Consider the following 21,404-nt stretch of genomic DNA (forward strand, 5'->3'; position numbering starts at 1 on the left):
GATCGTGCCGATCGCCATGGAAGAGAAGCTGCGCTTCGCCATCCGTGAAGGCGGTCGTACCGTCGGCGCCGGCGTCGTCGCCGCCATCATCGAATAAGAGCTTATCAAAGCGCGTCTTACGGCGCGCCGTTAAGCGGCGCGCCACTTAATTTTCGGAGTCAGGGCAATGAACGGCCAGAACATCCGCATCCGTCTCAAGGCGTTCGACCATCGTATCCTCGATACGTCGACCCGCGAGATCGTATCGACGGCCAAGCGCACTGGCGCCGCCGTCCGCGGACCGATCCCGCTGCCAACGCGGATCGAAAAGTACACGGTGAACCGCTCGCCACACGTGGACAAGAAATCGCGTGAGCAGTTCGAGATGCGCACCCATAAGCGCCTGCTCGACATCGTAGACCCCACCCCGCAGACCGTGGACGCGCTCATGAAGCTCGACCTCGCCGCAGGCGTGGACGTCGAGATCAAGCTCTGATCAGGCTCCTCTAGGCTTAGGAACGAACGCCATGCGTTCTGGTGTCATTGCACAGAAGATCGGCATGAGCCGCGTCTATAACGACGCTGGCGAGCATGTCCCGGTCACGGTTCTCCGTCTCGACGATTGCCAGGTCGTCGCTCATAGGACCAACGATAAGAACGGCTATACCGCGCTTCAGCTCGGTGCCGGCCTCGCCAAGGTCAAGAACACGACCAAGGCGCAGCGCGGCCACTTCGCTGTTGCCAACGTGGAGCCCAAGCGTAAGGTCGTCGAATTCCGCGTGCCGGAAGCCGACCTGATTCCGGTTGGCGCGACGATCACCGCGGACCACTTCGTCCCGGGTCAGTTCGTCGATGTCACGGGCACGTCGATCGGCAAGGGTTTTGCCGGTTCGATGAAGCGCTGGAACTTCGCTGGTCACCGCGCCAGCCATGGTAACTCGATCACGCATCGTGCCCATGGTTCGACCGGTCAGCGTCAGGATCCGGGCAAGACGTTCGCCGGCAAGAAGATGGCGGGTCACATGGGTGACGAGCGCATCACCACCTTGAATCTCAAGGTCGTGCGCACCGACGTCGAGCGTGGCCTGATCCTGGTCGAGGGTGCCGTTCCCGGCGCCAAGGGCGGCTGGATCCTGGTGCGCGACGCCGTGAAGAAGCAGCTGCCGGAAGCAGCGCCGAAGCCCGGCGCGTTCCGCTTGCCCGAAGCTGCTGCTGCAGCGGCCGGCGAGTGAGGAGGAGCCGATGAAACTCGCAATTACCACTCTCGAAGGCTCCGAAGCCGGTTCGGTCACGCTGTCTGACGAGATCTTTGGTCTCGAGCCGCGCGCCGACATCCTGCAGCGCGTCGTGCGCTGGCAGCTGGCCAAGCGCCAGGCCGGTACGCACAAGACCCTCGGCCGGTCCGAAATCAACCGGACCAAGAAGAAGCTGTACAAGCAGAAGGGCACCGGCGGTGCTCGTCACGGCGCAGCCTCGGCTCCGCAGTTCCGTGGCGGTGGTCGCGCCTTCGGTCCGGTCGTGCGCTCTCATGCGCATGATCTGCCCAAGAAGGTCCGTGCCCTCGGCCTCAAGCACGCGCTTTCGTCCAAGGCGAAGACGCAGCAGTTGATCATCGTCGACAAGGCCGTCGCCGAAGTGATCAAGACCAAGGCACTGAAGGAAACCTTCGGCAAGCGCGGTCTGGCCAATGTGCTGATCATCGACGGCGCCGAACTCGACCAGAACTTCGCACTGGCCGCCCGCAACATCCCCAACGTGGATGTGCTGCCGGTCCAGGGCATCAACGTCTACGACATTCTCCGCCGTGACAGCCTCGTGCTGACCAAGGCGGCCGTCGATGCGCTGGAGGCGCGCTTCAAATGAGCACCGATGTCAGGCATTACGACGTGATCGTGTCGCCGGTGATCACCGAGAAGGCGACCGCTCAGTCGGAACATAACCAGGTAGTGTTCCGGGTTTCCCCGGATGCGACCAAGCCGCAGATCAAAGCCGCCGTCGAAAAGCTGTTCAATGTCAAGGTGACGGGCGTCAACACGCTCGTTCGCAAGGGCAAGACCAAGCGTTTCAAAGGCATTCTGGGCACTCAGAGCGATGTCAAGCGCGCGATCGTGACTCTGGCCGAAGGCCACACGATCGACGTGACGACGGGCCTCTGAGGCGCGGGCCGGAAAGGGAGAGAGACCAATGGCTCTCAGGAAATACAAGCCGGTTACGCCGGGCCTGCGCCAGCTCGTGCTGGTCGACCGTTCCGCCCTGTACAAGGGCGCTCCGGTCAAGACCTTGACCGAAGGCCTGACCAAGTCGGGTGGCCGCAACAACACGGGCCGCATTACCTCGTTCCGCAAGTCGGGCGGGCATAAGCGCGCCTACCGCATCGTTGACTTCAAGCGCCGTAAGCTCGATGTCGAAGGCACGGTCGAGCGGATCGAGTACGATCCCAACCGCACCGCGTTCATCGCGCTGATCGACTACACCGATGGCGAGAAGGCCTACATCCTGGCTCCGCAGCGTCTGGCTGTCGGCGACAAGGTGATTGCCGCCGCCTCGGCCGACGTGAAGCCGGGCAATGCCATGCCGATGTCGGCGATGCCGGTGGGCACCATCGTCCACAATGTCGAGCTCAAGCTCGGCCGTGGCGGTTCGGTGGCCCGGTCTGCCGGCAGCTATGCCCAGATCGCCGGCCGCGATGGCGCCTATGTCATCCTGCGCCTGAACTCGGGCGAGCAGCGCCTGGTTCTGTCGAGCTGCTTTGCCACGGTGGGTGCGGTGTCCAACCCGGACCACATGAACATCTCGCTCGGTAAGGCGGGTCGTTCGCGCTGGCTCGGCGTCAAGCCGTCCGTCCGCGGTGTTGCCATGAACCCGATCGACCATCCCCATGGTGGCGGTGAAGGCCGTACCTCGGGTGGCCGTCACCCTGTCACGCCCTGGGGCAAGCCGACCAAGGGCAAGAAGACGCGTTCGAACAAGGCGACGAACAAGTTCATCGTCTCGTCCCGTCACGCTAAGAAGAAGTAAGGAGACCACCCGTGTCCCGCTCAGTCTGGAAAGGCCCGTTTGTCGACGGGTACCTCCTGAAAAAGGCGGATGCCGCGCGCGGCTCCGGCCGCAGCGAGGTCATCAAGACCTGGAGCCGTCGCTCCACCATCCTGCCGCACTTCATCGGCGTGACTTTTGGCGTCTACAACGGCCAGAAGCATGTCCCGGTGCAGGTGACCGAAGACATGGTTGGTATGAAGCTCGGCGAGTTTGCTCCGACCCGGACCTTCTACGGTCACGCGGCGGACAAGAAGTCGAAGAGGAAGTAAGTCATGGGCAAGCCGAAGTCCGAACGGGCCCTGCCTGACAATGAAGCGAAGGCGGTTGCGCGCATGCTGCGCGTTTCGCCGCAGAAGCTCAATCTCGTCGCGTCCCTGATCCGCGGCAAGAAGGTGGACTCGGCTCTGGCCGACCTGACCTTCTCGCGCAAGCGCATCGCCACCGACGTGAAGAAGACGCTGCAAAGCGCCATTGCCAATGCCGAAAACAATCATGGCCTCGACGTGGACGATCTGATCGTCTCCGAAGCCTATGTCGGCAAGGCTTTCGTCATCAAGCGTTTCCATGCCCGCGCCCGCGGCCGGGCAGGGCGCATCGAGAAGCCCTTCTCCAACCTGACGGTCGTCGTCCGCCAGGTCGAAGCCAAGGCGTAAGGAGCAAACGATGGGACAGAAAGTTAATCCGATCGGCCTGCGTCTGGGCATCAACCGGACCTGGGATTCCCGCTGGTTCGCCAACAAGGGCGAATATGGCAAGCTGCTGCACGAGGACATTGCGATCCGCCAGGCGCTGATGAAGCTCCTGAAGCAGGCCGCCGTGTCGCGCATCGTCATCGAGCGTCCGCACAAGAAGTGCCGCGTCACGATCTACTCGGCTCGTCCGGGCATCGTGATCGGTAAGAAGGGCGCCGACATCGACAAGCTGAAGAAGGCTGTGTCGAAGCTTACTTCTTCGGAAGTGCACATCAACATCGTTGAAGTGCGCAAGCCGGAAGTGGATGCGACGCTGGTTGCCGATTCCATCGCCCAGCAGCTCGAGCGCCGCGTGGCGTTCCGTCGCGCCATGAAGCGTGCCGTGCAGTCGGCCATGCGTCTGGGTGCGGAAGGCATTCGTATCAATTGCTCGGGCCGTCTGGGTGGCGCCGAAATCGCTCGTCTGGAGTGGTATCGCGAAGGTCGCGTGCCGCTGCATACGCTGCGGGCCGATGTCGATTACGGCACGTCCACGGCTTTCACCACCTTCGGTACGTGCGGCATCAAGGTCTGGATCTTCAAGGGCGAGATCCTTGAGCACGATCCGATGGCCCAGGACAAGCGCATGGCGGAGGCCGAAAGCGGCCGCTCGTCTTCGCGCCCCCGTAACGAAGCTGCGTGAGCGGCTCGCGGGAGTTGAGAGAATAGAACCATGTTGCAACCCAAGCGCACTAAATTCCGTAAGCAGTTCAAGGGCCGCATTCACGGTGTGGCCTCCTCGGGCGCGCTCCTGAACTTCGGCCAGTTCGGCCTGAAGGCTCTGGAACCCGAACGTATCACCGCGCGTCAGATCGAAGCCGCTCGTCGTGCGATCACCCGTGAAATGAAGCGTCAGGGCCGCGTGTGGATCCGCATGTTTCCGGACGTGCCGGTCTCGGCAAAGCCGGCTGAAGTGCGCATGGGTAAGGGCAAGGGTGCTCCCGATCATTGGGTCGCCCGTGTCAAGCCGGGCCGCATCATGTTCGAGCTGGATGGTGTGAGCGAGGAAATCGCTCGCTCCGCACTGACCCTCGCTGCCGCCAAGCTGCCGATCAAGACCCGCATCATCCAGCGCATTGCTGAGTGAGGAAAACACCATGAAGATTCAAGACATCAAGGTGCTGTCCGACGACCAGCTTGCCGACGAACTCGCCAAGCAGAAGAAGTCGCAGTTCAACATGCGCTTCCAGAAGGCCACGGGTCAGCTCGAAAACACGGCCGAGGTGCGCAAGGTTCGCCGCACTATCGCCAAGATCAAGACGGTTCAGAGCCAGAAGGCCGCGACCAAAGCCAAGGCTTGAGGAGATAATTCATGCCCAAGCGCGTCCTGCAAGGCGTCGTCGTCTCTGACAAGAACGACAAGACGATTGTGGTGAAGGTGGAGCGCCGCTTCACCCATCCGCTGCTGAAGAAGACGGTGCGTCGCACCAAGAACTACCATGCTCATGACGAGAGCAACGGCCATAAGGTCGGTGATATCGTGTGGATCGAAGAGGGTCGCCCGATGTCGAAGCTGAAGCGCTGGGTCGTCGTCGACCAGGCGGCGGAAGCAGCCAAGGCCTGATCGTCTGGCAGGGCAGGGAGGCGTTCCAGCGCCTTCGCGCCGACACGGTAAAATAAAAGCCGGCGGAAGCCGGCTTTGTGCTTGTGATTGGCCGAAGGAATCGCTAGAAGACCGGCTTTCCTGGAGCGTTGGCGAAAGGGGTGGAGGTCTCCACCGCCTTGGCCGCGCTTTCGTGCTTGTTAGTGATTTGCCGGCCGCAAGGCTGGCGAAGTGGGCTCAAAGCCGAGCAGGCGGCGAGCTTCACGGCGGTTGGGTTTCGATCCTGCTGCCAAACCCGAGGTTGGGCCGGGTCCGCTGCGTGCGGATACCAGCCTGCGAAGAATAAGAGGGTACGTCATGATTCAGATGCAATCGAATCTCGACGTCGCGGACAATTCTGGTGCCCGACGCGTGATGTGCATCAAGGTTTTGGGCGGCTCGAAGCGGAAATATGCTTCCGTCGGCGACGTTATTGTCGTTTCGATCAAGGAAGCCATTCCGCGCGGGCGCGTCAAAAAGGGTGATGTGATGAAGGCCGTGGTCGTGCGTACGGCCAAGGACATCCGTCGTCCCGACGGTTCGGTGATCCGCTTCGACCGCAATGCGGCCGTGCTGATCAACAATCAGAAAGAGCCGATCGGCACCCGCATCTTCGGGCCGGTTCCGCGCGAACTGCGCGCCAAGAACCATATGAAGATCATCTCTTTGGCTCCGGAGGTGTTGTAACATGGCCGCCAAGATCAAGAAGGGCGACAAGGTCGTCGTCATGACCGGCCGTTCCAAGGGCCGTGTCGGTGAAGTGATCCAGGTGTTCCCGGAAGAGAACCGCGCGATCATCCGCGGCGTGAACGTCGTGCGTCGCCATCAGCGCCAGACTGCGAGCCAGGAAGGCGGCGTGGTTTCGAAGGAAGCGCCGATCCACCTGTCGAACGTCGCCATTGCCGATCCCAAGGATGGCAAGCCGACCCGCGTCGGCTTCAAGGTTCTCGATGGCGGCAAGAAGGTTCGCGTCGCCAAGCGTTCGGGAGAGCAGATCGATGGCTAAGTCCCCAGCCACGGCCGAGACCGCGAATGGCGATGCCTATTCGCCGCGTCTGAAGGCCTATTACAATGACGTGGTTCGTCCCGAGCTGATCAAGCAGTTCGGCTACAAGAACCCGATGGAAGTCCCCACGATCTCCAAGATCGTGCTGAACATGGGCGTGGGCGAAGCCACCGCCGACACCAAGAAGGTCACCGTTGCGGCTGCCGACCTTGCTCTCATTGCGGGTCAGAAGCCGGTGATCACGCGGGCTCGCAAGGCGATCTCGCAGTTCAAGGTGCGTGAGAACATGCCGATCGGCGCGAAGGTCACCCTTCGCAAGACTCGCATGTATGAGTTCTTCGACCGCCTGGTGACGATCGCGCTGCCGCGTGTTCGTGACTTCCGCGGCCTCAACCCGAAGAGCTTCGATGGCCGTGGCAACTATGCCATGGGCTTCAAGGAGCACATCGTGTTCCCCGAGATCAACTACGACAAGGTCGATCAAGTCTGGGGTATGGACATCGTCGTCTGCACCACGGCCAAGACCGATGAAGAAGCGCGTGCGCTTCTGAAGTTGATGAACTTCCCCTTCCGGCAGTGAGGCGGTTGATCCGCCCTCAAACGCGGAACGTTGGAGACCTACATGGCTAAGAAAAGTTCGATTGAGAAGAACAAGCGCCGCGAAAAGCTCGCCAAGCAGTATGCTGGCCGCCGCTCCCGCTTGAAGGCCATCGCCAATGACGAGTCGTTGTCGATGGAAGAGCGCTTCACCGCTCGTCTGAAGCTCTCGGAACTGCCGCGCAACTCCGCCAAGGAGCGCGTGCGCAACCGTTGCGAAGTGACCGGTCGCCCGCGCGCCGTTTACCGCAAGCTGAAGATGTCGCGTATTGCTTTGCGCGAACTCGGTTCCAAGGGGCTGGTTCCCGGCCTCGTGAAGTCGAGCTGGTGAGGAGATATCGTCATGGCGATCAATGATCCTGTCGGCGATATGCTGACCCGTATCCGTAACGCGCAGATGCGCCGCAAGACCAGCGTTTCGACGCCCGGTTCCGGCCAGCGTGCTCGCGTTCTCGATGTGCTGCAGGCGGAAGGCTATATCCGCAACTACACCGTTACCGATTTCGGCAACGGCCGCAGCGAGTTCGAGATCGAGTTGAAATATTATGATGGCGCCCCGGTGATCCGCGAGATCGCCCGCGTCTCGAAGCCCGGCCGCCGCGTCTACGTGTCCGTCAAGGACATTCCGCGCGTCGCCAACGGACTGGGCGTGTCCATCGTTTCGACCCCGCGTGGTGTCATGGCCGATCATCAGGCTCGTGAATCCAATGTCGGTGGCGAAGTGATCTGCACCGTGTTCTGAGCCGGGGGAGAGTTAGAATGTCTCGTATCGGTAAGAAGCCGGTTGCCGTTCCTGTTGGCGTCACCGCCAGCCTGGATGGCCAGACCGTCAAGGCCAAGGGCCCCAAGGGCGAACTGTTCTTCACCATTCCCGACCTCATCGCGGTCGAGTTCAAGGATGGTGCGTTCAAGGTCGACCCGAAGGACGATTCCAAGCTCGCCCGCTCCCAGTGGGGCATGTCGCGCACCATGGTGTCCAACATCCTGGTCGGCGTGACGCAGGGCTTCGAGAAGCGTCTCGAAATCAACGGCGTCGGCTACAAGGCCGCCGTTGCCGGCAAGGTCGTCAAGCTGTCGCTCGGCTATTCGCACGACGTCGATTATCCGATCCCGGAAGGCATCACCGTGGTGACGCCCAAGCCGACGGAAATCGTCGTGTCGGGTATCGACAAGCAGAAGGTTGGCCAGGTCGCGGCTGAGATCCGCGAATATCGCGGCCCCGAACCCTACAAGGGCAAGGGCGTCAAGTATGCTGGCGAATTCATCTTCCGCAAGGAAGGCAAGAAGAAGTAACGGAGCCAATCCATGGCAACTACAAGGCAAGCTCTTGAGCGCCGTAAGGCGCGTGTCCGCCGGCAGCTGCGCTCGGTGGCGAACGGACGGCCGCGCCTCTCGGTTTTCCGCTCTTCCAAGCACATCTACGCTCAGGTCATCGACGATGCGAACGGCAACACGCTGGTTTCCGCATCGACCCTCGAAAAGGACCTGCGCGGCAGCTTGAAGACGGGCGCCGACATCGAGGCCGCGAAGGTAATCGGCAAGCTCCTTGGCGAGCGTGCGGTTGCCAAGGGCGTCAAGGACGTCTTTTTCGATCGCGGCGGCTACATCTTCCACGGGCGCGTCAAGGCGCTCGCTGATGCGGCCCGCGAAAGCGGCCTCAACTTCTAAGGAACGGATTCTATGGCTCGTGAACGTGAACGTGATCGTCAGCGCGAAGAGCGCGACAGCGAGTTCGTGGACCGCCTAGTCCACATCAACCGCGTTGCCAAGGTGGTGAAGGGCGGCAAGCGCTTCGGTTTTGCGGCGCTCGTCGTCGTCGGTGACCAGAAGGGCCGTGTCGGCTACGGCCATGGCAAGGCTCGCGAAGTGCCGGAAGCCATCCGCAAGGCGACCGACCAAGCCAAGCGCGGCCTGGTGCGTGTGTCGCTGCGCGAAGGCCGTACCCTGCATCATGACGTCAATGGTCGTCATGGCGCCGGCAAGGTCATCCTGCGCGCCGCTCCGGCCGGTACCGGCATCATCGCCGGCGGCCCGATGCGCGCCGTGTTCGAATCGCTCGGCATGCATGACGTCGTCGCCAAGTCGCTGGGGTCTTCCAACCCCTACAATCTGGTGCGCGCCACTTTCGACGCCCTGAAGCATGAGGACAGCCCGCGTTCGGTCGCGGCTCGCCGCAGCCTCAAGGTGTCGCAGATCCAGAGCCGCCGTCAGGGCATCGACGCCGAGTCGACGGACTGATCGGAGGGGATGAGCAATGGCTAAGACCAAGACCGTTACGGTCGAGCAGATCGGTAGCCCGATCCGCCGTACCTCGGACCAGCGCGCGACCCTCGTCGGCCTGGGCCTTAACAAGATCCGCCGTAAGAGCACGCTGGAAGATACGCCGGCCGTGCGTGGCATGATCGCCAAGCTCGGCCACCTCGTCCGCGTGGTCGAGGCCGAGTAAGGAGACGCGACGATGAAACTCAACGATCTTCGCGACAATGAAGGCGCTACCAAGGCCCGTATCCGCGTCGGACGCGGTATCGGTTCTGGCAAGGGCAAGACCGGCGGCCGTGGCGTCAAGGGTCAGACCTCGCGTACCGGCGTCGCCATCAAGGGCTTCGAAGGTGGTCAGATGCCGTTGCATCGCCGCCTGCCGAAGCGTGGCTTCAACAACATCTTCGCCCTGGACTTCGCCGAGGTGAACCTCGACCGTATCCAGGTTGCCGTCGACGCCGGCAAGCTCGACGCCAAGGCTCCGGTCACAGCCGAAGCCCTGGTGCAGGCTGGCGTGATCCGTCGCGTCCTGGATGGCGTGCGCCTGCTCGGCCGCGGCGAGATCAAGGCCAAGCTCGCTTTCGAGGTCGCCGGTGCGACCAAGAGCGCCGTGGCCGCGGTCGAAAAGGCCGGCGGTTCCGTCAAGGTGCTGAAGGCTGTGGCAAAGGCGGAAGCCTGATCCTATATGAGAGCGGCTCGCCTCGTCTGGCGGGCCGCACCTTTTTTTGGCGCGCTTTCGACACGGCGGAGCACCACATGGCATCGGCGGCGGAGCAGCTTGCTGCGAGCATCAATTGGAGTTCGTTCTCCAAGGCTGACGAACTCAAGAAGCGTATCTGGTTTACGCTTGGTGCGTTGGTCATCTATCGGCTGGGAACCTATATCCCGCTGCCCGGAATCAATCCAGAAGCCTATAAGTCTGCCTTCGACGGCCAGGCCGGCGGTATTCTCGGCCTCTTCAACATGTTCTCGGGCGGCGCCGTTTCGCGTATGGCGATCTTTGCGCTCGCCATCATGCCCTATATCTCCGCCTCGATCATCATCCAGCTGTTGACGACGGTGGTGCCCCAGCTCGAAGCCCTCAAGAAAGAGGGCGAGCAGGGCCGCAAGATCATGAACCAGTATACGCGCTACCTCACGGTGGTGCTGGCGACTGCGCAGGCCTGGGGCATCGCCATCGGGCTCGAGGGCGGGCAGGGCGGCATTGTGCTCGCGCCCGGACTGTTCTTCAAGATTTCGACCACGATCACTCTGGTCGGCGGCACCATGTTCCTGCTGTGGCTGGGTGAGCAGATCACCTCGCGCGGCATTGGCAACGGTACCTCTCTGATCATCCAGGCAGGCATTGTCGCTGAGTTCCCGGCGCATCTGGGCCAGATGCTCGATCTGGCGCGGACTGGCGGCATGTCGCCGGTGACTCTGCTGGTCTCGGTCGCCGTCGCCGTTGCCGTCGTGCTGGCCATTGTCTTCTTCGAGCGTGCGCAGCGTCGTCTGCTGATCCAGTATCCCAAGCGCCAGGTTGGCAACCGCCTCTATGAGGGGCAGTCTTCGCATCTGCCGCTTAAGCTGAACACTTCGGGCGTGATTCCGCCGATCTTTGCTTCGTCGCTGCTGCTGTTGCCGACCACGGCCGCTGCCTTCGTGGCGCAGGGCAACCCGAATTCCTGGCTGGCGAACGTTTCGATCTATCTCAATCACGGCAAGCCGCTGTTCATGGTGCTTTACGCGCTGTTGATCGTGTTCTTCTGCTTCTTCTACACGGCTATCGTGTTCAATCCGACCGAGACGGCTGACAATCTCAAGAAGCATGGCGGCTTCATTCCTGGTATCCGCCCGGGCGAGAACACTGCCAAGTTCATCGACTATGTGCTCACGCGCATCACCGTGGTCGGTGCGATCTATATCGCCCTGGTTTGCATGGTCCCGGAAATTCAGAATTATATGGTTCCCTCGATTCCCTTCGTGCTGGGCGGTACATCGCTGCTCATTACGGTGAGCGTCTCGATGGACACGCTGGCCCAGGTTCATGGCCATCTGCTTGCCCATCAATATGAAGGGCTGGTACGCAAGACCAAGCTGAGGGGGAGCCGTCGCTGATGAAGCTCATTCTGCTGGGACCGCCGGGGGCGGGCAAGGGAACCCAGGCTGTCAGGCTGTCGGAGAAGCACGGCATTCCGCAGCTCTCGACGGGTGACATGCTGCGTGCGGCCGTGCAGGCCGGTACGCCGGTCGGGCTGAAGGCCAAGGCCGTCATGGATTCCGGTGGGCTGGTTTCGGACGACATCGTCGTCGGCATCGTCGCCGACCGCATCGAGGAAAAGGATGCGGCCAATGGCTTCATCCTCGATGGTTTCCCTCGCACAGTGGCACAGGCCTCCGCCCTCGACCACATGCTGGCGGAGAAGGGCTTGCGCCTTGACGCCGTGATCGAGTTCGTGGTCGACGAGTCGGTGCTGCTGTCGCGCATCGAGAAGCGCGCCGCCGAAACGATCGCTCGCGGCGAGAAGGTGCGGCCTGACGACAATGCGGAAGCCTTCAAGACCCGTCTTGAAGCCTATCGCGCCCAGACGGCACCGCTGTCTGACTATTATCGCAAGAGCGGCGATCTTCGCCCCATCGATGCGATGAAGTCGATCGACGAGGTTACTCGCGAGATCGACACCACACTGGCGGCGGTCTCGGTCTGATTCGCCACCCGCATACGCCGTGAGGCGATATGCATGAAGTTTGTCTTTACGAGTTGACGTCTTCGCAGAGAATCTCTAGAAGACGGCTCTCACGTCAAAGACGCGCGGGTCGATCGCTCGGTCAGAGCGAACGGCTCGTTTTTGCGCTGCCGGTTCGCCGGCGATGATTGAACTGATATTCGGCCCTACGCCGGATCAAAGATTTGGAGACCGGAACGTGGCCCGCATCGCTGGTGTCAACATTCCCACTGCCAAGCGTGTCGAAATCGCGCTGCAATACATCCACGGCATTGGCCCCGCCAAAGCCAAGGAGATCGTTGCAAAGGTCGGCATTGCGCCTGAGCGCCGTGTCCACCAGCTGTCGGACCAAGAGGTCCTGCAGATTCGCGAAACCATCGACCGCGATTACATCGTGGAAGGTGATCTTCGTCGCGACGTTGCGATGAACATCAAGCGTCTGATGGACCTGGGCTGCTATCGCGGTCTGCGCCATCGTCGCAGCTTGCCCGTTCGTGGCCAGCGCACGCATACCAATGCCCGCACCCGCAAGGGCAAGGCAAAGCCGATCGCCGGCAAGAAGAAGTAATTCGTTTTCATTCAATCCCGAGCGCCTGGTACCACGGGCGCGCTTGAAGGATCCATACTATGGCAAAAGAAGCCGCTGGTCGCGTTCGCCGTCGCGAGCGCAAGAATATCGTTTCTGGCGTTGCTCACGTCAATTCGAGCTTCAACAACACCATGATCACCATCACCGACGCCCAGGGCAACACGATTGCCTGGTCCTCGTCGGGCACGATGGGTTTCAAGGGTTCGCGTAAGTCGACCCCCTATGCCGCGCAGATGGCCGCAGAAGACGCCGGCCGCAAGGCCAGCGAGCATGGCATGCGCACGCTGGAAGTTGAAGTTTCTGGTCCGGGTTCGGGTCGTGAATCGGCTCTGCGCGCCTTGCAGGCGTCGGGCTTCACGATCACGTCGATCCGCGACGTGACGCCAATTCCGCATAATGGTTGCCGCCCGCGCAAGCGTCGTCGCGTCTAATTTCGCGATTTGAGATGGCCCGGCCGCTATTCGAGCGAGCCGGGCTTATTGGCCGCACCGAGACCGATTGAAGGGTGTCGTCGTGATTCAGAAGAACTGGCAGGAACTTATCAAGCCCCAAAAGCTCGAAGTGACTCCGGGAGAAGATCCGAAGAGCCAGGCAACTGCCGTTGCCGAGCCGCTGGAGCGTGGCTTTGGCGTGACTTTGGGCAATGCGCTGCGCCGTGTCTTGCTGTCGTCCCTGCAGGGTGCGGCCGTGACCTCGGTGCATATCGATGGCGTGTTGCACGAGTTCTCGTCGATCCCCGGCGTGCGTGAGGACGTGACCGATATCGTCCTCAACATCAAGGAAGTCGCCGTCAAGATGGGCGCTGAAGGCCCCAAGCGGATCGTGCTGAAGAAGCAGGGTCCGGGTCAGGTCTTCGCTGGCGATATCCAGACCACCGGCGACATCCAGATCCTCAATCCGGAGCACGTGCTGTGCACGCTGGACGAGGGCGCTGAGATTCGCATGGAGTTCACGGTCAACACCGGCAAGGGCTATGTCGCGGCTGACCGCAACCGGCCCGAGGATGCCCCGATCGGTCTCATTCCGGTCGACAGCCTTTATTCGCCAGTGAAGAAGGTGGCTTTCAAGGTGGAAAACACCCGTGAAGGCCAGATCCTCGACTATGACAAGCTGACGCTGACGGTCGAGACCAATGGCTCGATCACCCCGGAAGACGCGCTGGCCTTCGCGGCCCGCATCATCCAGGACCAGCTCGAAGTCTTCGTCAACTTCGAGGAGCCGAAGAAGGAATCCGAGGCCCCGGCCATTCCGGAGCTCGCCTTCAACCCGGCGCTGCTCAAGAAGGTGGACGAGCTGGAACTGTCGGTCCGTTCGGCGAATTGCCTGAAGAACGACAACATCGTCTATATCGGCGATCTGATCCAGAAGACGGAAGCGGAAATGCTCCGTACGCCGAACTTCGGCCGCAAGTCCTTGAACGAGATCAAGGAAGTGCTGGCTCAGATGGGTCTTCATCTGGGCATGGAAGTGCCCGGCTGGCCGCCGGAAAACATCGAAGAGCTCGCCAAGCGCTTCGAAGAACATTATTGATCTGGCGCATCGCGCTGCCAAACTTGAAGGAACAGGGCAATGCGTCACGGCAAGGCTCACCGCAAATTCAATCGTACCGCCGAACACCGCAAGGCGATGTTCGAGAACATGGCGGCCTCGCTCATCAAGCATGAGCAGATCGTCACCACGCTTCCCAAGGCCAAGGACTTGCGTCCGATCGTCGAGAAGCTGGTCACCCTCGGCAAGCGTGGCGACCTGCATGCGCGCCGTCAGGCCATTGCGACGCTTCAGGACGAGACCATCGTCAGGAAGCTCTTCGACGTGCTGGCGACCCGCTACAAGGACCGCCAGGGTGGCTATACCCGCGTGCTGAAGGCTGGCTTCCGCCATGGCGATTCGGCGCCGATCGGCGTGATCGAGTTCGTCGATCGTGACGTCTCGGCCAAGGGCCAGGATTCCGGTCCGGTCGCCGAGGATCAGGCCGAAGCTGCCTGATCGCTTACGCGAGCGTAACGTAATTCGAGAAGGGCGGTGCGCAAGCGCCGCCCTTTTTGCTTGGAGCGCGGACTTCCCAGCAACATGCCTGCATGTTGCGATGTCCGCTCTTTTCTGACAGCGCATGGTTTCCAAGAGCGGACTGGAAGTCCGCGCTCCCAAGGACCACATTTGCACCATTGGCTTTGGGCATGATCTGGTCCAGAAGGGTCTGCGAAACCGATCAAGCCGTACCATTCGGAGTTCATTCATGCGTCGACTGTCCTATGCCGCTTTCGTGCTTCTGGCGGGCCTCGTGCCGGCGCAAGCCCAGGATAGCGTGGTTCCCGAAAGTGCGGCACAGGTGAAGTTGTCCTTCGCCCCGGTGGTGAAGAGCGTCACGGCGGCAGTGGTCAACGTCTATGCCCAGCATGTCGAGAAGGCGCAGGCCAATCCGATGTTCAGCGATCCCTTCTTCCGCCAGTTCTTCGGCGGCGGAGCGGCACCGCGCGAACGGGTGGAGCGCTCGCTCGGCTCGGGGGTGATCGTCACCAAGGACGGCATGATCGTCACCAATTATCACGTCATCGCCAATGCCACTCAGGTCCGTGTCGCCCTGTCCGACAAGCGGGAGTTCGACGCGGACATCATCCTCAAGGACCAGCGCGCCGACCTTGCCGTGCTCCGCCTCAAGGGGGTGAAGGGTGATCTCGCCACCCTCGATTTCGCCGATTCCGACAAGGTGCAGGTGGGAGACCTGGTGCTCGCTGTCGGCGACCCCTTCGGCGTCGGCCAGACGGTGACCTCCGGCATCGTGTCGGCGCTGGCGCGCAGCCAGGTCGGCCAGTCGGATTTCCAGTCCTTCATCCAGACCGATGCCGCCATCAATCCGGGTAATTCCGGTGGCGCGCTGGTCGATCTCAATGGCAAGCTCGTGGGCATCAACACGGCGATCGTGTCACGTTCGGGCGGCAATATCGGCATCGGCTTTGCAATCCCAGCCGCCATGGTCAAGGTGGTGGTGGCCTCCGCCCAGGCTGGTTCCGACCGGGTTCTGCGCCCCTGGATCGGCGCCAGCATGCAGAGTGTTTCGTCCGAGATTGCCGAGTCGCTGTCGATGGAGCGACCGAGCGGTGCCCTGGTGACCGAGGTCGCCAAGAACGGGCCGGCAGCCGAGGGGGGGCTGCAGACGGGCGATGTCGTGCTGGCCGTCGACGGTGCTGCGGTTTCCGATCCCGACGAGTTCGGCTATCGCTTCGCGACCAAGCCTCTGGGGGGCGAAGCGCAGCTCGATGTTTTGCGCAAGGGCGAGCGGCTGAAGGTTTCGGTCAAGCTTGCGGCTGCGCCGGAGACGACGCCGCGCGACGAGACCGTTCTGCAGGGCCGCTCGCCGCTCAGCGGCGCCACGGTCGCCAATCTCTCGCCGGCCATGGCCGAAACCCTGGGCATGCCGCTCGATACCAATGGCGTGGTGATCACCAATGTCGAGGACGACAGCGCCGCGGCCAATTTCGGCTTTCAGAAGAAGGACGTGATCCAGGTCATCAACGGCCAGAAGGTCGATGATGCCAAGGCGTTGGATGCCTTGGTGCAGGAACCGCGACGGTTGTGGCGCATCACCATCAGCAGGGATGGCCAGCAAATCTCGACGATCCTGGGGGGATGATGTCGGATCTGTTTTCGGCAGCGGGACTGGAGAAGGGGGCGCCACGGCCGCTGGCCGACAGGATGCGCCCCAAGCATCTCTCCGAGGTGGCGGGGCAGGATCATCTCGTCGGTTCAGAGGGCGCGCTCACGCGTCTGCTGGCGTCTGGCTCCGTCGGCAGCCTGATCTTCTGGGGCCCACCCGGCACCGGCAAGACCACGGTGGCACGCCTGCTGGCTGGCGAGACCGATCTCGCCTTCGAACAGATCTCCGCGATCTTCACCGGGGTCGCCGATCTGAAGAAGGTGTTCGAGGCGGCACGCTCGCGGCGCATGATGGGGCGCGGCACACTGCTCTTCGTCGACGAGATCCATCGCTTCAACCGGGCCCAGCAGGATGGCTTCCTGCCGGTGATGGAGGACGGCACCGTGACGCTGGTGGGCGCCACTACCGAAAACCCATCCTTCGAGCTCAATGCGGCCTTGCTGTCGCGGGCGCGGGTGATGGTGTTCAACGCCTTGGACGAGGCGGCGATCCTCAGTCTCCTCGACCATGCCGAGGAAGTCGAGGGCAGGAAACTGCCGCTCGACGAAGAGGCGAGGGCTGTGCTGGTGCGCATGGCCGATGGCGACGGCAGGGCCAGCCTCACCCTTGCCGAGGAGGCCTGGCGCGCGGCCAAACCCGGCGAGGTCTTTACCGCGGCCAAGCTGCAGCAGGTGCTGCAGCGTCGGGCGCCGATCTATGACAAGTCGGCCGATGGCCACTACAATCTGATCTCCGCCCTGCACAAATCGGTGCGCGGTTCCGACCCTGACGCGGCGCTTTATTATCTCGCGCGCATGTTCGATGCGGGCGAGGATCCGCTTTTCATCGCGCGACGGGTGGTGCGCATGGCGGTGGAGGATATCGGCCTCGCCGATCCGCAGGCCCTGGTGGTCGCCAATGCCGCCAAGGATGCCTATGACTTCCTCGGCAGCCCGGAGGGCGAACTCGCCATCGCCCAGGCGGTGATCTATGTGGCGACGGCGCCGAAGTCGAACGCAGCCTATAATGCCTACAAGGCGGCGATGCGCCTTGCCAAGGAGGGGGGCTCGCTGATGCCGCCCAAGATCATCCTCAACGCGCCGACCAAGCTGATGCAGGCCGAAAGCTACGGCCAGGGCTATCGCTACGACCATGACGAGCCCGAAGCGTTCTCCGGCCAGAACTACTTTCCTGATGCCCTGGGACGCCGCCAGTTCTACGAGCCGGTCGAGCGCGGCTTCGAGCGCGAGATCCGTAAGCGGCTGGAGTATTGGGACAAGATCCGCCGCGAGCGCGGCGAAGGATAGTCTTCCTGGGGCCGCAGGAGTCTTGGCTGCGCCTTCCTCCCCTCAACACGGAGCGTTTCCAAGGGTAGACGAGACGCCTGCGATCCCAGATTGGGCGCTCAGTCTGCCAATTCGGCTACTTCCTCATCACCCTCATAGAGCTCCTGGGCCTCGAGCAAGGCTTCGTCGAGACGTCGCCCGGCGCGATAGCCAGCCAGGCCTGCCGTCTTTCCCATGCCCGGCAGCAGGCGCGGGCAGGGCTCGGCCGTGCCGATCATCGTCTGGACCGGGATGACGCCGGCCCAGACCGGATGGCCGTAATCCTCCTCGTCGTCACCGACGCCGGCGGCGCGGACCTTGGCCGAGGCCTCCTCGATGCGCATGCCGATCACCATGGTCGCCTTGCTTTCCTGCGCATGCGTCTGGCGCAGTTCCGCGGCACGGCCGGGAAAAAAGCGATCGACGACGCCGAGCAACGCCTTTGCCTTCTCATCCGGCTCGTCGATGATGCGGGCGGTGCCAAAACAGATCGCCGAGCGGTAATTGGCCGAATGATTGAAGCCGCTGCGCGCCAGCACCAAGCCGTCGAGATGCGAGACCGTCAGGCAGACCGGCGTGCCGCCCTTGAGATTGCGCAGCATGCGGCTGGCCGAGGAGCCGTGCCAGTAGAGCCAGTCGCCCTCGCGCCAGTGAATGGTCGGTGTGCAATAAGGCTGTCCGTCGATGACATAGGCGACATGGCACATGAAGCCGGCATCGAGCACGGCATAAACCGCCTCGTGATCATAGCGGCCACGATCATGGCGCCGCTTCAGGCGATTGCGGGCACTGACGCCGAAGCGGTCCGATGTTGCTTCCTGTTCCTTCATGATGCCTTGCTTTCAACGATGAACATGCACAAGGTGCGCCATCGCATTGGTCCAGGAAAGATCCAATTTGGATAAAAGAATTCGAACCAATTTGCCGGATTGGTCAACCTTGATGCCCGTCTTGCCGGGGCAGGGCCCGCGCAGGCGAGAGCTCTATGTCGCCATACGTAGACTGATCGAGACAGGGCTGGCGCGACCGGGTACCAAGCTGCCGACGACGCGTGACCTCGCCAAGCGCCTCGGCCTGTCGCGAGCTGCTGCCGTCGCCGCCTTCGAAATGCTCGTTGCCGATGGCTTTGCCGAGGCCCGCATCGGAGCGGGCACCTTCGTTGCGGCACGGGTACCTGCAGTCTCGGAGCGAACTGCCAGCCGCACCGGGCAGGTTTCGGCCTCGCCGGCACGGCCTTGCGAACTGGGCGTGGCCAGCATCGATGACAAGACCATGCGTGTCTTTCGCGGCCTGCTCTTGCGAAACCTCGCCCAACCGGGACCGGAACATTTCCGCTATGGCGATCCGCGTGGTGGGAACAAGTTGCGGGAAGCCATTGCGGCCTATCTACGGGCGGCACGGGGCGTACGTTGCGATGCCGAGCAGATCGTCGTCACTACTGGTACCATGCATGGGCTCGATCTCGTTGTGCGCACCGTTCTCAAGCCGGGTGACGCCGCCTGGATCGAGGATCCATGCTATCCGCTGGCCAGGGCCACACTGGAAGCCGCGGGAGCAAGGCTGGTCGGTATCCCCGTCGACGAGGAGGGCATCGATGCTGCTGGCGGCGAGAGTCTCGGAGGCGGAGGGCGGCTCGTCTACGTCACGCCCTCGCACCAGTTTCCGCTCGGCGTCGCCATGACCATGCGCCGGCGCCTGGCTCTGATCGACTGGGCTGATCGCAACGATGCCTGGATTATCGAGGACGACTATGACAGCGAATTTCGCTTCTCGGGCCCGCCGCTCACCGCCCTGCAAGGCATGGACGGCGCCGGTCGGGTCGCTTATCTCGGCACGTTCTCAAAGGTCCTGTTCCCCGGCATCCGCATCGGCTATGCGGTGCTGCCGGAGGCCTTGCTCGACAGAGTGCTGCGCCTGAGGACGCTGTCCGACAGGCAGCCGCCTACCCTGGTGCAGGGGGCCGTGGCCGATTTTCTCAACGATGGCCATTTCACGGCCCATCTGCGGCGGGCCCGCCGGCGCGTGCAGGTCGCGCGGGACGGGTTCGTCACTGCACTCCGCCATCATTGCGGAGGTATGCTCGACTTTGCCGTGCCGGAGCATGGGCTTCATCTGGTCGCGGCTTTGGCTGCTTCGGCTGGCGATCGCGATCTGGTCCGCAGTCTGCTTGCCGAAGGAGTCGGGGCGCGGGCCTTGTCGCCAATGTATGTGGATGCGCCGGCCCGTCAGGGCCTCGTGCTCGGCTTCTCGGGATTTGAGCCGGACGTCCTGACCAGCGCCGCGAGGCGCATTGGCGATGTCCTGGGCGACGCTCTCAAGGCCGCTGCGTCGATCCGTTCATAGACGATCGGTCTCTTGCCCCTCCTGCGGCAAGCCATCGGCAATCTCGTAATAGTCGCCCTTCTGATTCACGCAGATATGCTTGATCAATTTGAGGCCGGTCGGCTCGTTGAGCGTTCCCGCCGCAATGGAGATGTGGTCGCTGCCCTTGCCGTCCCAGAAGATCTGGGCGCCGCATTTGGAGCAGAAACCGCGACGTGCCGTCGGCGAAGACCGATACCAGCGCAGCTTGTTGGTCGGCGCGATTTCGAGATCGGCAGGGTCACAGGCCGCATAGGCCCCGAAATGGCTGTGTAGCCGCCGGCACAGGATGCAGTGGCAAGCCCAGACGTCGCGCACAGCGCCACGGATGGTATAGCGCACCGATCCGCACAGGCAGCCGCCTGTCGCTCGTATGGGAGGTTCCTGGCTCGTCTGCATCGTCAACTTTCCTTTATCGTCGCTCGTCGTGGGACATGAGGCAGCAGGGGCGCGCTATCCTCAACACCTGCTTTCCGGATCTCGCCCACCCTCCTGGGGCAAGCCATCGGCAAGTTCGTAATAATCGCCCTTCTGGTTCACGCAGACATGCTTCACCAGCCTGAGCCCTGTGGGTTCGTCGACGCTCGAAGCCATGATGGAGACGTGAGTGCGCCCGGTGCCGATCGAGAAGAGCTGGGCTCCGCATTTGGAGCAGAAGCCGCGCCGGGCCATTGGCGACGCGCGATGCCAGCGCAGCCGCGTGGAAGGCAGGATCTCGAGATCGGCGGCATCGCAGGCCGTATAGGCGCAACAATAGCCGTGCAGGCGCCGGCATATCAGGCAATGGCAAGCCTTCACGTCCGCCAGCGCGCCACGCACGACATAGCGCACCGATCCGCACAGGCAACCGCCGCTGGCGCGTATCGACCGGTCGCCTTGCTTCATCATCGCCTCCTTGCAAATCCGGAAAATAGGACTACATTTCTAGAACTATGGTGCTATTCAGGAGGCGACCATGTTTGGTTGGATCAAGGACATTCTCGGAGATTTGCTTGCGGAGCGCCAGCGCCGTGCCAATATCGAGTACTTCGATGGCCTGAGCGATCGGGTGTTGCGGGATATCGGTATCGAAAGAAGCGATATTGAAAAAATATTCGACCGGACCGATCCTTTCTGGCAAAGGCGGCGGCGCTCTTTCGCCGATTACTGGACGGTCCTGAAGCATTTTGGAGGCGCACGAAAACACAATGGCGCTGGCGGATATGGCATTTGACGATGCGGCGCGGTGTTTGGCCGAACTCGGCCACCCGCACAGGCTTCAGATTTTCCAGCTGCTGATCAAGGCTGGGGATGATGGCCTTGCCGTCGGCGACATCCAGAGGGAACTGGGCATTCCCAAATCGACCCTGGCGCATCATATCGCGCAATTGCTGACGGTTGGCCTGATGACTCAGGAGCGGCAGGGCCGAGTGCAACGCTGCCGTATCGCGGCCGGCAAGGCCAGTGCCTTCGTGAATTTCTTCGTTGCCGATTGCTGTGAAGGGCTGCCGGGTATCGATGGCCTGGAAGTAAGAGCCTAGGTGCATGCACGACCGGCAGGTCACGCGCTTTTGGGCGATTTCCGGCAGACAGCGGCGCCATGCTGCTTTATAGGGAC

35 protein-coding genes and 1 pseudogene are annotated in these 21,404 nt (G+C 62.2%); 33 read left to right on the top strand and 3 right to left on the bottom strand.

The genetic code is table 11. The features are described from left to right. From BA190_RS35435 to BA190_RS21780, 30 genes and pseudogenes are all read left to right on the top strand, one after another. Positions 1–97, top strand: a pseudogene (locus BA190_RS35435) (elongation factor Tu); the annotation flags it as partial. Positions 98–166: 69 nt separating this feature from the next. Continuing rightward, a complete protein-coding gene (rpsJ, locus tag BA190_RS21640; RefSeq protein ID WP_068292049.1) occupies positions 167–475 on the top strand; it encodes a 30S ribosomal protein S10 in 309 nt (102 codons plus the stop codon). A gap of 31 nt (positions 476–506) precedes the next feature. Further along, positions 507–1,211: a 50S ribosomal protein L3 gene (gene rplC / locus BA190_RS21645; RefSeq protein WP_068292051.1), complete on the top strand. Its 705-nt coding sequence runs from the start codon at positions 507–509 to the stop codon at positions 1,209–1,211. 10 nt (positions 1,212–1,221) lie between these two features. Next, positions 1,222–1,842, top strand: coding sequence for a 50S ribosomal protein L4 (rplD, locus tag BA190_RS21650; RefSeq protein ID WP_068292053.1), 621 nt, complete (start codon positions 1,222–1,224; stop codon positions 1,840–1,842). Beyond that, positions 1,839–2,135 carry a 50S ribosomal protein L23 gene (locus BA190_RS21655; protein WP_068292055.1) on the top strand — a complete coding sequence of 99 codons (297 nt, stop codon included), beginning with the start codon at positions 1,839–1,841 and terminating at the stop codon, positions 2,133–2,135. Before rplD ends, BA190_RS21655 begins: the two co-directional genes overlap by 4 nt. A 28-nt stretch (positions 2,136–2,163) precedes the next feature. Continuing rightward, on the top strand, positions 2,164–2,997 hold the full coding sequence (gene rplB / locus BA190_RS21660; RefSeq protein WP_068292059.1) for a 50S ribosomal protein L2: 834 nt from the start codon (positions 2,164–2,166) through the stop codon (positions 2,995–2,997). A gap of 11 nt (positions 2,998–3,008) precedes the next feature. Next, positions 3,009–3,287, top strand: a complete 279-nt coding sequence (gene rpsS, locus BA190_RS21665; protein WP_068292063.1) for a 30S ribosomal protein S19 — start codon at positions 3,009–3,011, stop codon at positions 3,285–3,287. Positions 3,288–3,290: 3 nt separating this feature from the next. Further along, positions 3,291–3,671 (top strand): 50S ribosomal protein L22, encoded by a 381-nt coding sequence (gene rplV / locus BA190_RS21670; RefSeq protein WP_068292065.1) that lies wholly within the window; start codon positions 3,291–3,293, stop codon positions 3,669–3,671. A gap of 10 nt (positions 3,672–3,681) precedes the next feature. Next, complete coding sequence (gene rpsC, locus BA190_RS21675; protein ID WP_068292068.1) at positions 3,682–4,392, top strand: 30S ribosomal protein S3; 711 nt, start codon at positions 3,682–3,684, stop codon at positions 4,390–4,392. A 30-nt stretch (positions 4,393–4,422) separates the two neighbouring features. Further along, a complete protein-coding gene (gene rplP, locus BA190_RS21680) occupies positions 4,423–4,836 on the top strand; it encodes a 50S ribosomal protein L16 (RefSeq protein ID WP_068292075.1) in 414 nt (137 codons plus the stop codon). A 10-nt stretch (positions 4,837–4,846) separates the two neighbouring features. After that, on the top strand, positions 4,847–5,050 hold the full coding sequence (gene rpmC / locus BA190_RS21685) for a 50S ribosomal protein L29 (protein WP_068292078.1): 204 nt from the start codon (positions 4,847–4,849) through the stop codon (positions 5,048–5,050). An 11-nt stretch (positions 5,051–5,061) separates the two neighbouring features. After that, a complete protein-coding gene (gene rpsQ / locus BA190_RS21690; protein WP_068292084.1) occupies positions 5,062–5,313 on the top strand; it encodes a 30S ribosomal protein S17 in 252 nt (83 codons plus the stop codon). Between the two features lie 336 nt (positions 5,314–5,649). Further along, the gene (rplN, locus tag BA190_RS21695; RefSeq protein WP_068292087.1) at positions 5,650–6,018 is read left to right on the top strand and encodes a 50S ribosomal protein L14; all 369 of its coding nucleotides are present in this window, start codon (positions 5,650–5,652) and stop codon (positions 6,016–6,018) included. 1 nt (position 6,019) lies between these two features. After that, entirely contained in the window at positions 6,020–6,337 is a 318-nt protein-coding gene (rplX, locus tag BA190_RS21700) for a 50S ribosomal protein L24 (protein ID WP_068292089.1), read from the top strand. Continuing rightward, a complete protein-coding gene (gene rplE, locus BA190_RS21705; protein ID WP_068292092.1) occupies positions 6,330–6,917 on the top strand; it encodes a 50S ribosomal protein L5 in 588 nt (195 codons plus the stop codon). Before rplX ends, rplE begins: the two co-directional genes overlap by 8 nt. Positions 6,918–6,959: 42 nt before the next feature. Next, positions 6,960–7,265 (top strand): 30S ribosomal protein S14, encoded by a 306-nt coding sequence (gene rpsN / locus BA190_RS21710; RefSeq protein WP_068292095.1) that lies wholly within the window; start codon positions 6,960–6,962, stop codon positions 7,263–7,265. A gap of 12 nt (positions 7,266–7,277) precedes the next feature. Beyond that, positions 7,278–7,676, top strand: a complete 399-nt coding sequence (gene rpsH, locus BA190_RS21715; RefSeq protein ID WP_068292097.1) for a 30S ribosomal protein S8 — start codon at positions 7,278–7,280, stop codon at positions 7,674–7,676. Positions 7,677–7,693: 17 nt separating this feature from the next. After that, positions 7,694–8,227 (top strand): 50S ribosomal protein L6, encoded by a 534-nt coding sequence (rplF, locus tag BA190_RS21720; protein WP_068292099.1) that lies wholly within the window; start codon positions 7,694–7,696, stop codon positions 8,225–8,227. 12 nt (positions 8,228–8,239) lie between these two features. Continuing rightward, positions 8,240–8,602, top strand: a complete 363-nt coding sequence (gene rplR, locus BA190_RS21725; protein WP_068292101.1) for a 50S ribosomal protein L18 — start codon at positions 8,240–8,242, stop codon at positions 8,600–8,602. A gap of 12 nt (positions 8,603–8,614) precedes the next feature. After that, positions 8,615–9,172 carry a 30S ribosomal protein S5 gene (rpsE, locus tag BA190_RS21730; protein ID WP_068292104.1) on the top strand — a complete coding sequence of 186 codons (558 nt, stop codon included), beginning with the start codon at positions 8,615–8,617 and terminating at the stop codon, positions 9,170–9,172. Between the two features lie 16 nt (positions 9,173–9,188). After that, positions 9,189–9,380 carry a 50S ribosomal protein L30 gene (gene rpmD / locus BA190_RS21735; RefSeq protein ID WP_068292106.1) on the top strand — a complete coding sequence of 64 codons (192 nt, stop codon included), beginning with the start codon at positions 9,189–9,191 and terminating at the stop codon, positions 9,378–9,380. Between the two features lie 12 nt (positions 9,381–9,392). After that, positions 9,393–9,872 (top strand): 50S ribosomal protein L15, encoded by a 480-nt coding sequence (rplO, locus tag BA190_RS21740; RefSeq protein WP_068292112.1) that lies wholly within the window; start codon positions 9,393–9,395, stop codon positions 9,870–9,872. Between the two features lie 77 nt (positions 9,873–9,949). After that, a complete protein-coding gene (gene secY, locus BA190_RS21745; protein ID WP_068292114.1) occupies positions 9,950–11,290 on the top strand; it encodes a preprotein translocase subunit SecY in 1,341 nt (446 codons plus the stop codon). After that, positions 11,290–11,880 (top strand): adenylate kinase, encoded by a 591-nt coding sequence (locus tag BA190_RS21750; RefSeq protein WP_068292120.1) that lies wholly within the window; start codon positions 11,290–11,292, stop codon positions 11,878–11,880. Before secY ends, BA190_RS21750 begins: the two co-directional genes overlap by 1 nt. A 217-nt stretch (positions 11,881–12,097) precedes the next feature. Next, positions 12,098–12,466: a 30S ribosomal protein S13 gene (gene rpsM / locus BA190_RS21755; RefSeq protein ID WP_068292123.1), complete on the top strand. Its 369-nt coding sequence runs from the start codon at positions 12,098–12,100 to the stop codon at positions 12,464–12,466. Between the two features lie 59 nt (positions 12,467–12,525). After that, positions 12,526–12,918: a 30S ribosomal protein S11 gene (gene rpsK, locus BA190_RS21760; protein ID WP_068292125.1), complete on the top strand. Its 393-nt coding sequence runs from the start codon at positions 12,526–12,528 to the stop codon at positions 12,916–12,918. A 67-nt stretch (positions 12,919–12,985) separates the two neighbouring features. Further along, positions 12,986–14,017: a DNA-directed RNA polymerase subunit alpha gene (locus BA190_RS21765; RefSeq protein ID WP_202908501.1), complete on the top strand. Its 1,032-nt coding sequence runs from the start codon at positions 12,986–12,988 to the stop codon at positions 14,015–14,017. 39 nt (positions 14,018–14,056) lie between these two features. Beyond that, positions 14,057–14,473, top strand: coding sequence for a 50S ribosomal protein L17 (gene rplQ / locus BA190_RS21770; RefSeq protein WP_068292128.1), 417 nt, complete (start codon positions 14,057–14,059; stop codon positions 14,471–14,473). A 250-nt stretch (positions 14,474–14,723) separates the two neighbouring features. Beyond that, entirely contained in the window at positions 14,724–16,118 is a 1,395-nt protein-coding gene (locus BA190_RS21775) for a Do family serine endopeptidase (protein WP_068292130.1), read from the top strand. Then, the gene (locus BA190_RS21780) at positions 16,118–17,428 is read left to right on the top strand and encodes a replication-associated recombination protein A (protein ID WP_068292273.1); all 1,311 of its coding nucleotides are present in this window, start codon (positions 16,118–16,120) and stop codon (positions 17,426–17,428) included. The genes BA190_RS21775 and BA190_RS21780 overlap by 1 nt, the downstream gene beginning before the upstream one ends. Before the next feature lie 98 nt (positions 17,429–17,526). Here the strand turns inward: BA190_RS21780 and BA190_RS21785 are convergent, their stop codons facing one another. Then, positions 17,527–18,276 carry a pyridoxamine 5'-phosphate oxidase family protein gene (locus BA190_RS21785; protein WP_068292132.1) on the bottom strand — a complete coding sequence of 250 codons (750 nt, stop codon included), beginning with the start codon at positions 18,274–18,276 and terminating at the stop codon, positions 17,527–17,529. A gap of 112 nt (positions 18,277–18,388) precedes the next feature. On the opposite strand from BA190_RS21785, the gene BA190_RS21790 reads away from it, so the two are divergent. Continuing rightward, positions 18,389–19,789 carry a PLP-dependent aminotransferase family protein gene (locus BA190_RS21790; protein WP_156771644.1) on the top strand — a complete coding sequence of 467 codons (1,401 nt, stop codon included), beginning with the start codon at positions 18,389–18,391 and terminating at the stop codon, positions 19,787–19,789. Here BA190_RS21790 and BA190_RS21795 read toward each other — a convergent pair. Together BA190_RS21795 and BA190_RS21800 are read right to left on the bottom strand one after the other, a co-directional pair. Then, positions 19,784–20,206: a GFA family protein gene (locus tag BA190_RS21795; protein ID WP_068292138.1), complete on the bottom strand. Its 423-nt coding sequence runs from the start codon at positions 20,204–20,206 to the stop codon at positions 19,784–19,786. The genes BA190_RS21790 and BA190_RS21795 overlap by 6 nt on opposite strands. A 60-nt stretch (positions 20,207–20,266) precedes the next feature. Continuing rightward, entirely contained in the window at positions 20,267–20,695 is a 429-nt protein-coding gene (locus BA190_RS21800; RefSeq protein WP_202908502.1) for a GFA family protein, read from the bottom strand. Positions 20,696–20,762: 67 nt separating this feature from the next. Between BA190_RS21800 and BA190_RS21805 the strand changes: the two genes are divergently transcribed. Further along, positions 20,763–21,020: a DUF1127 domain-containing protein gene (locus tag BA190_RS21805; RefSeq protein ID WP_068292142.1), complete on the top strand. Its 258-nt coding sequence runs from the start codon at positions 20,763–20,765 to the stop codon at positions 21,018–21,020. Then, entirely contained in the window at positions 20,995–21,327 is a 333-nt protein-coding gene (locus BA190_RS21810; protein WP_082979948.1) for a helix-turn-helix transcriptional regulator, read from the top strand. The genes BA190_RS21805 and BA190_RS21810 overlap by 26 nt, the downstream gene beginning before the upstream one ends. The last annotated feature ends 77 nt before the right edge of the window (positions 21,328–21,404 follow it).

Source organism: Labrys sp. WJW (assembly GCF_001676615.1).
Taxonomy (GTDB): domain Bacteria; phylum Pseudomonadota; class Alphaproteobacteria; order Rhizobiales; family Labraceae; genus Labrys; species Labrys sedimenti.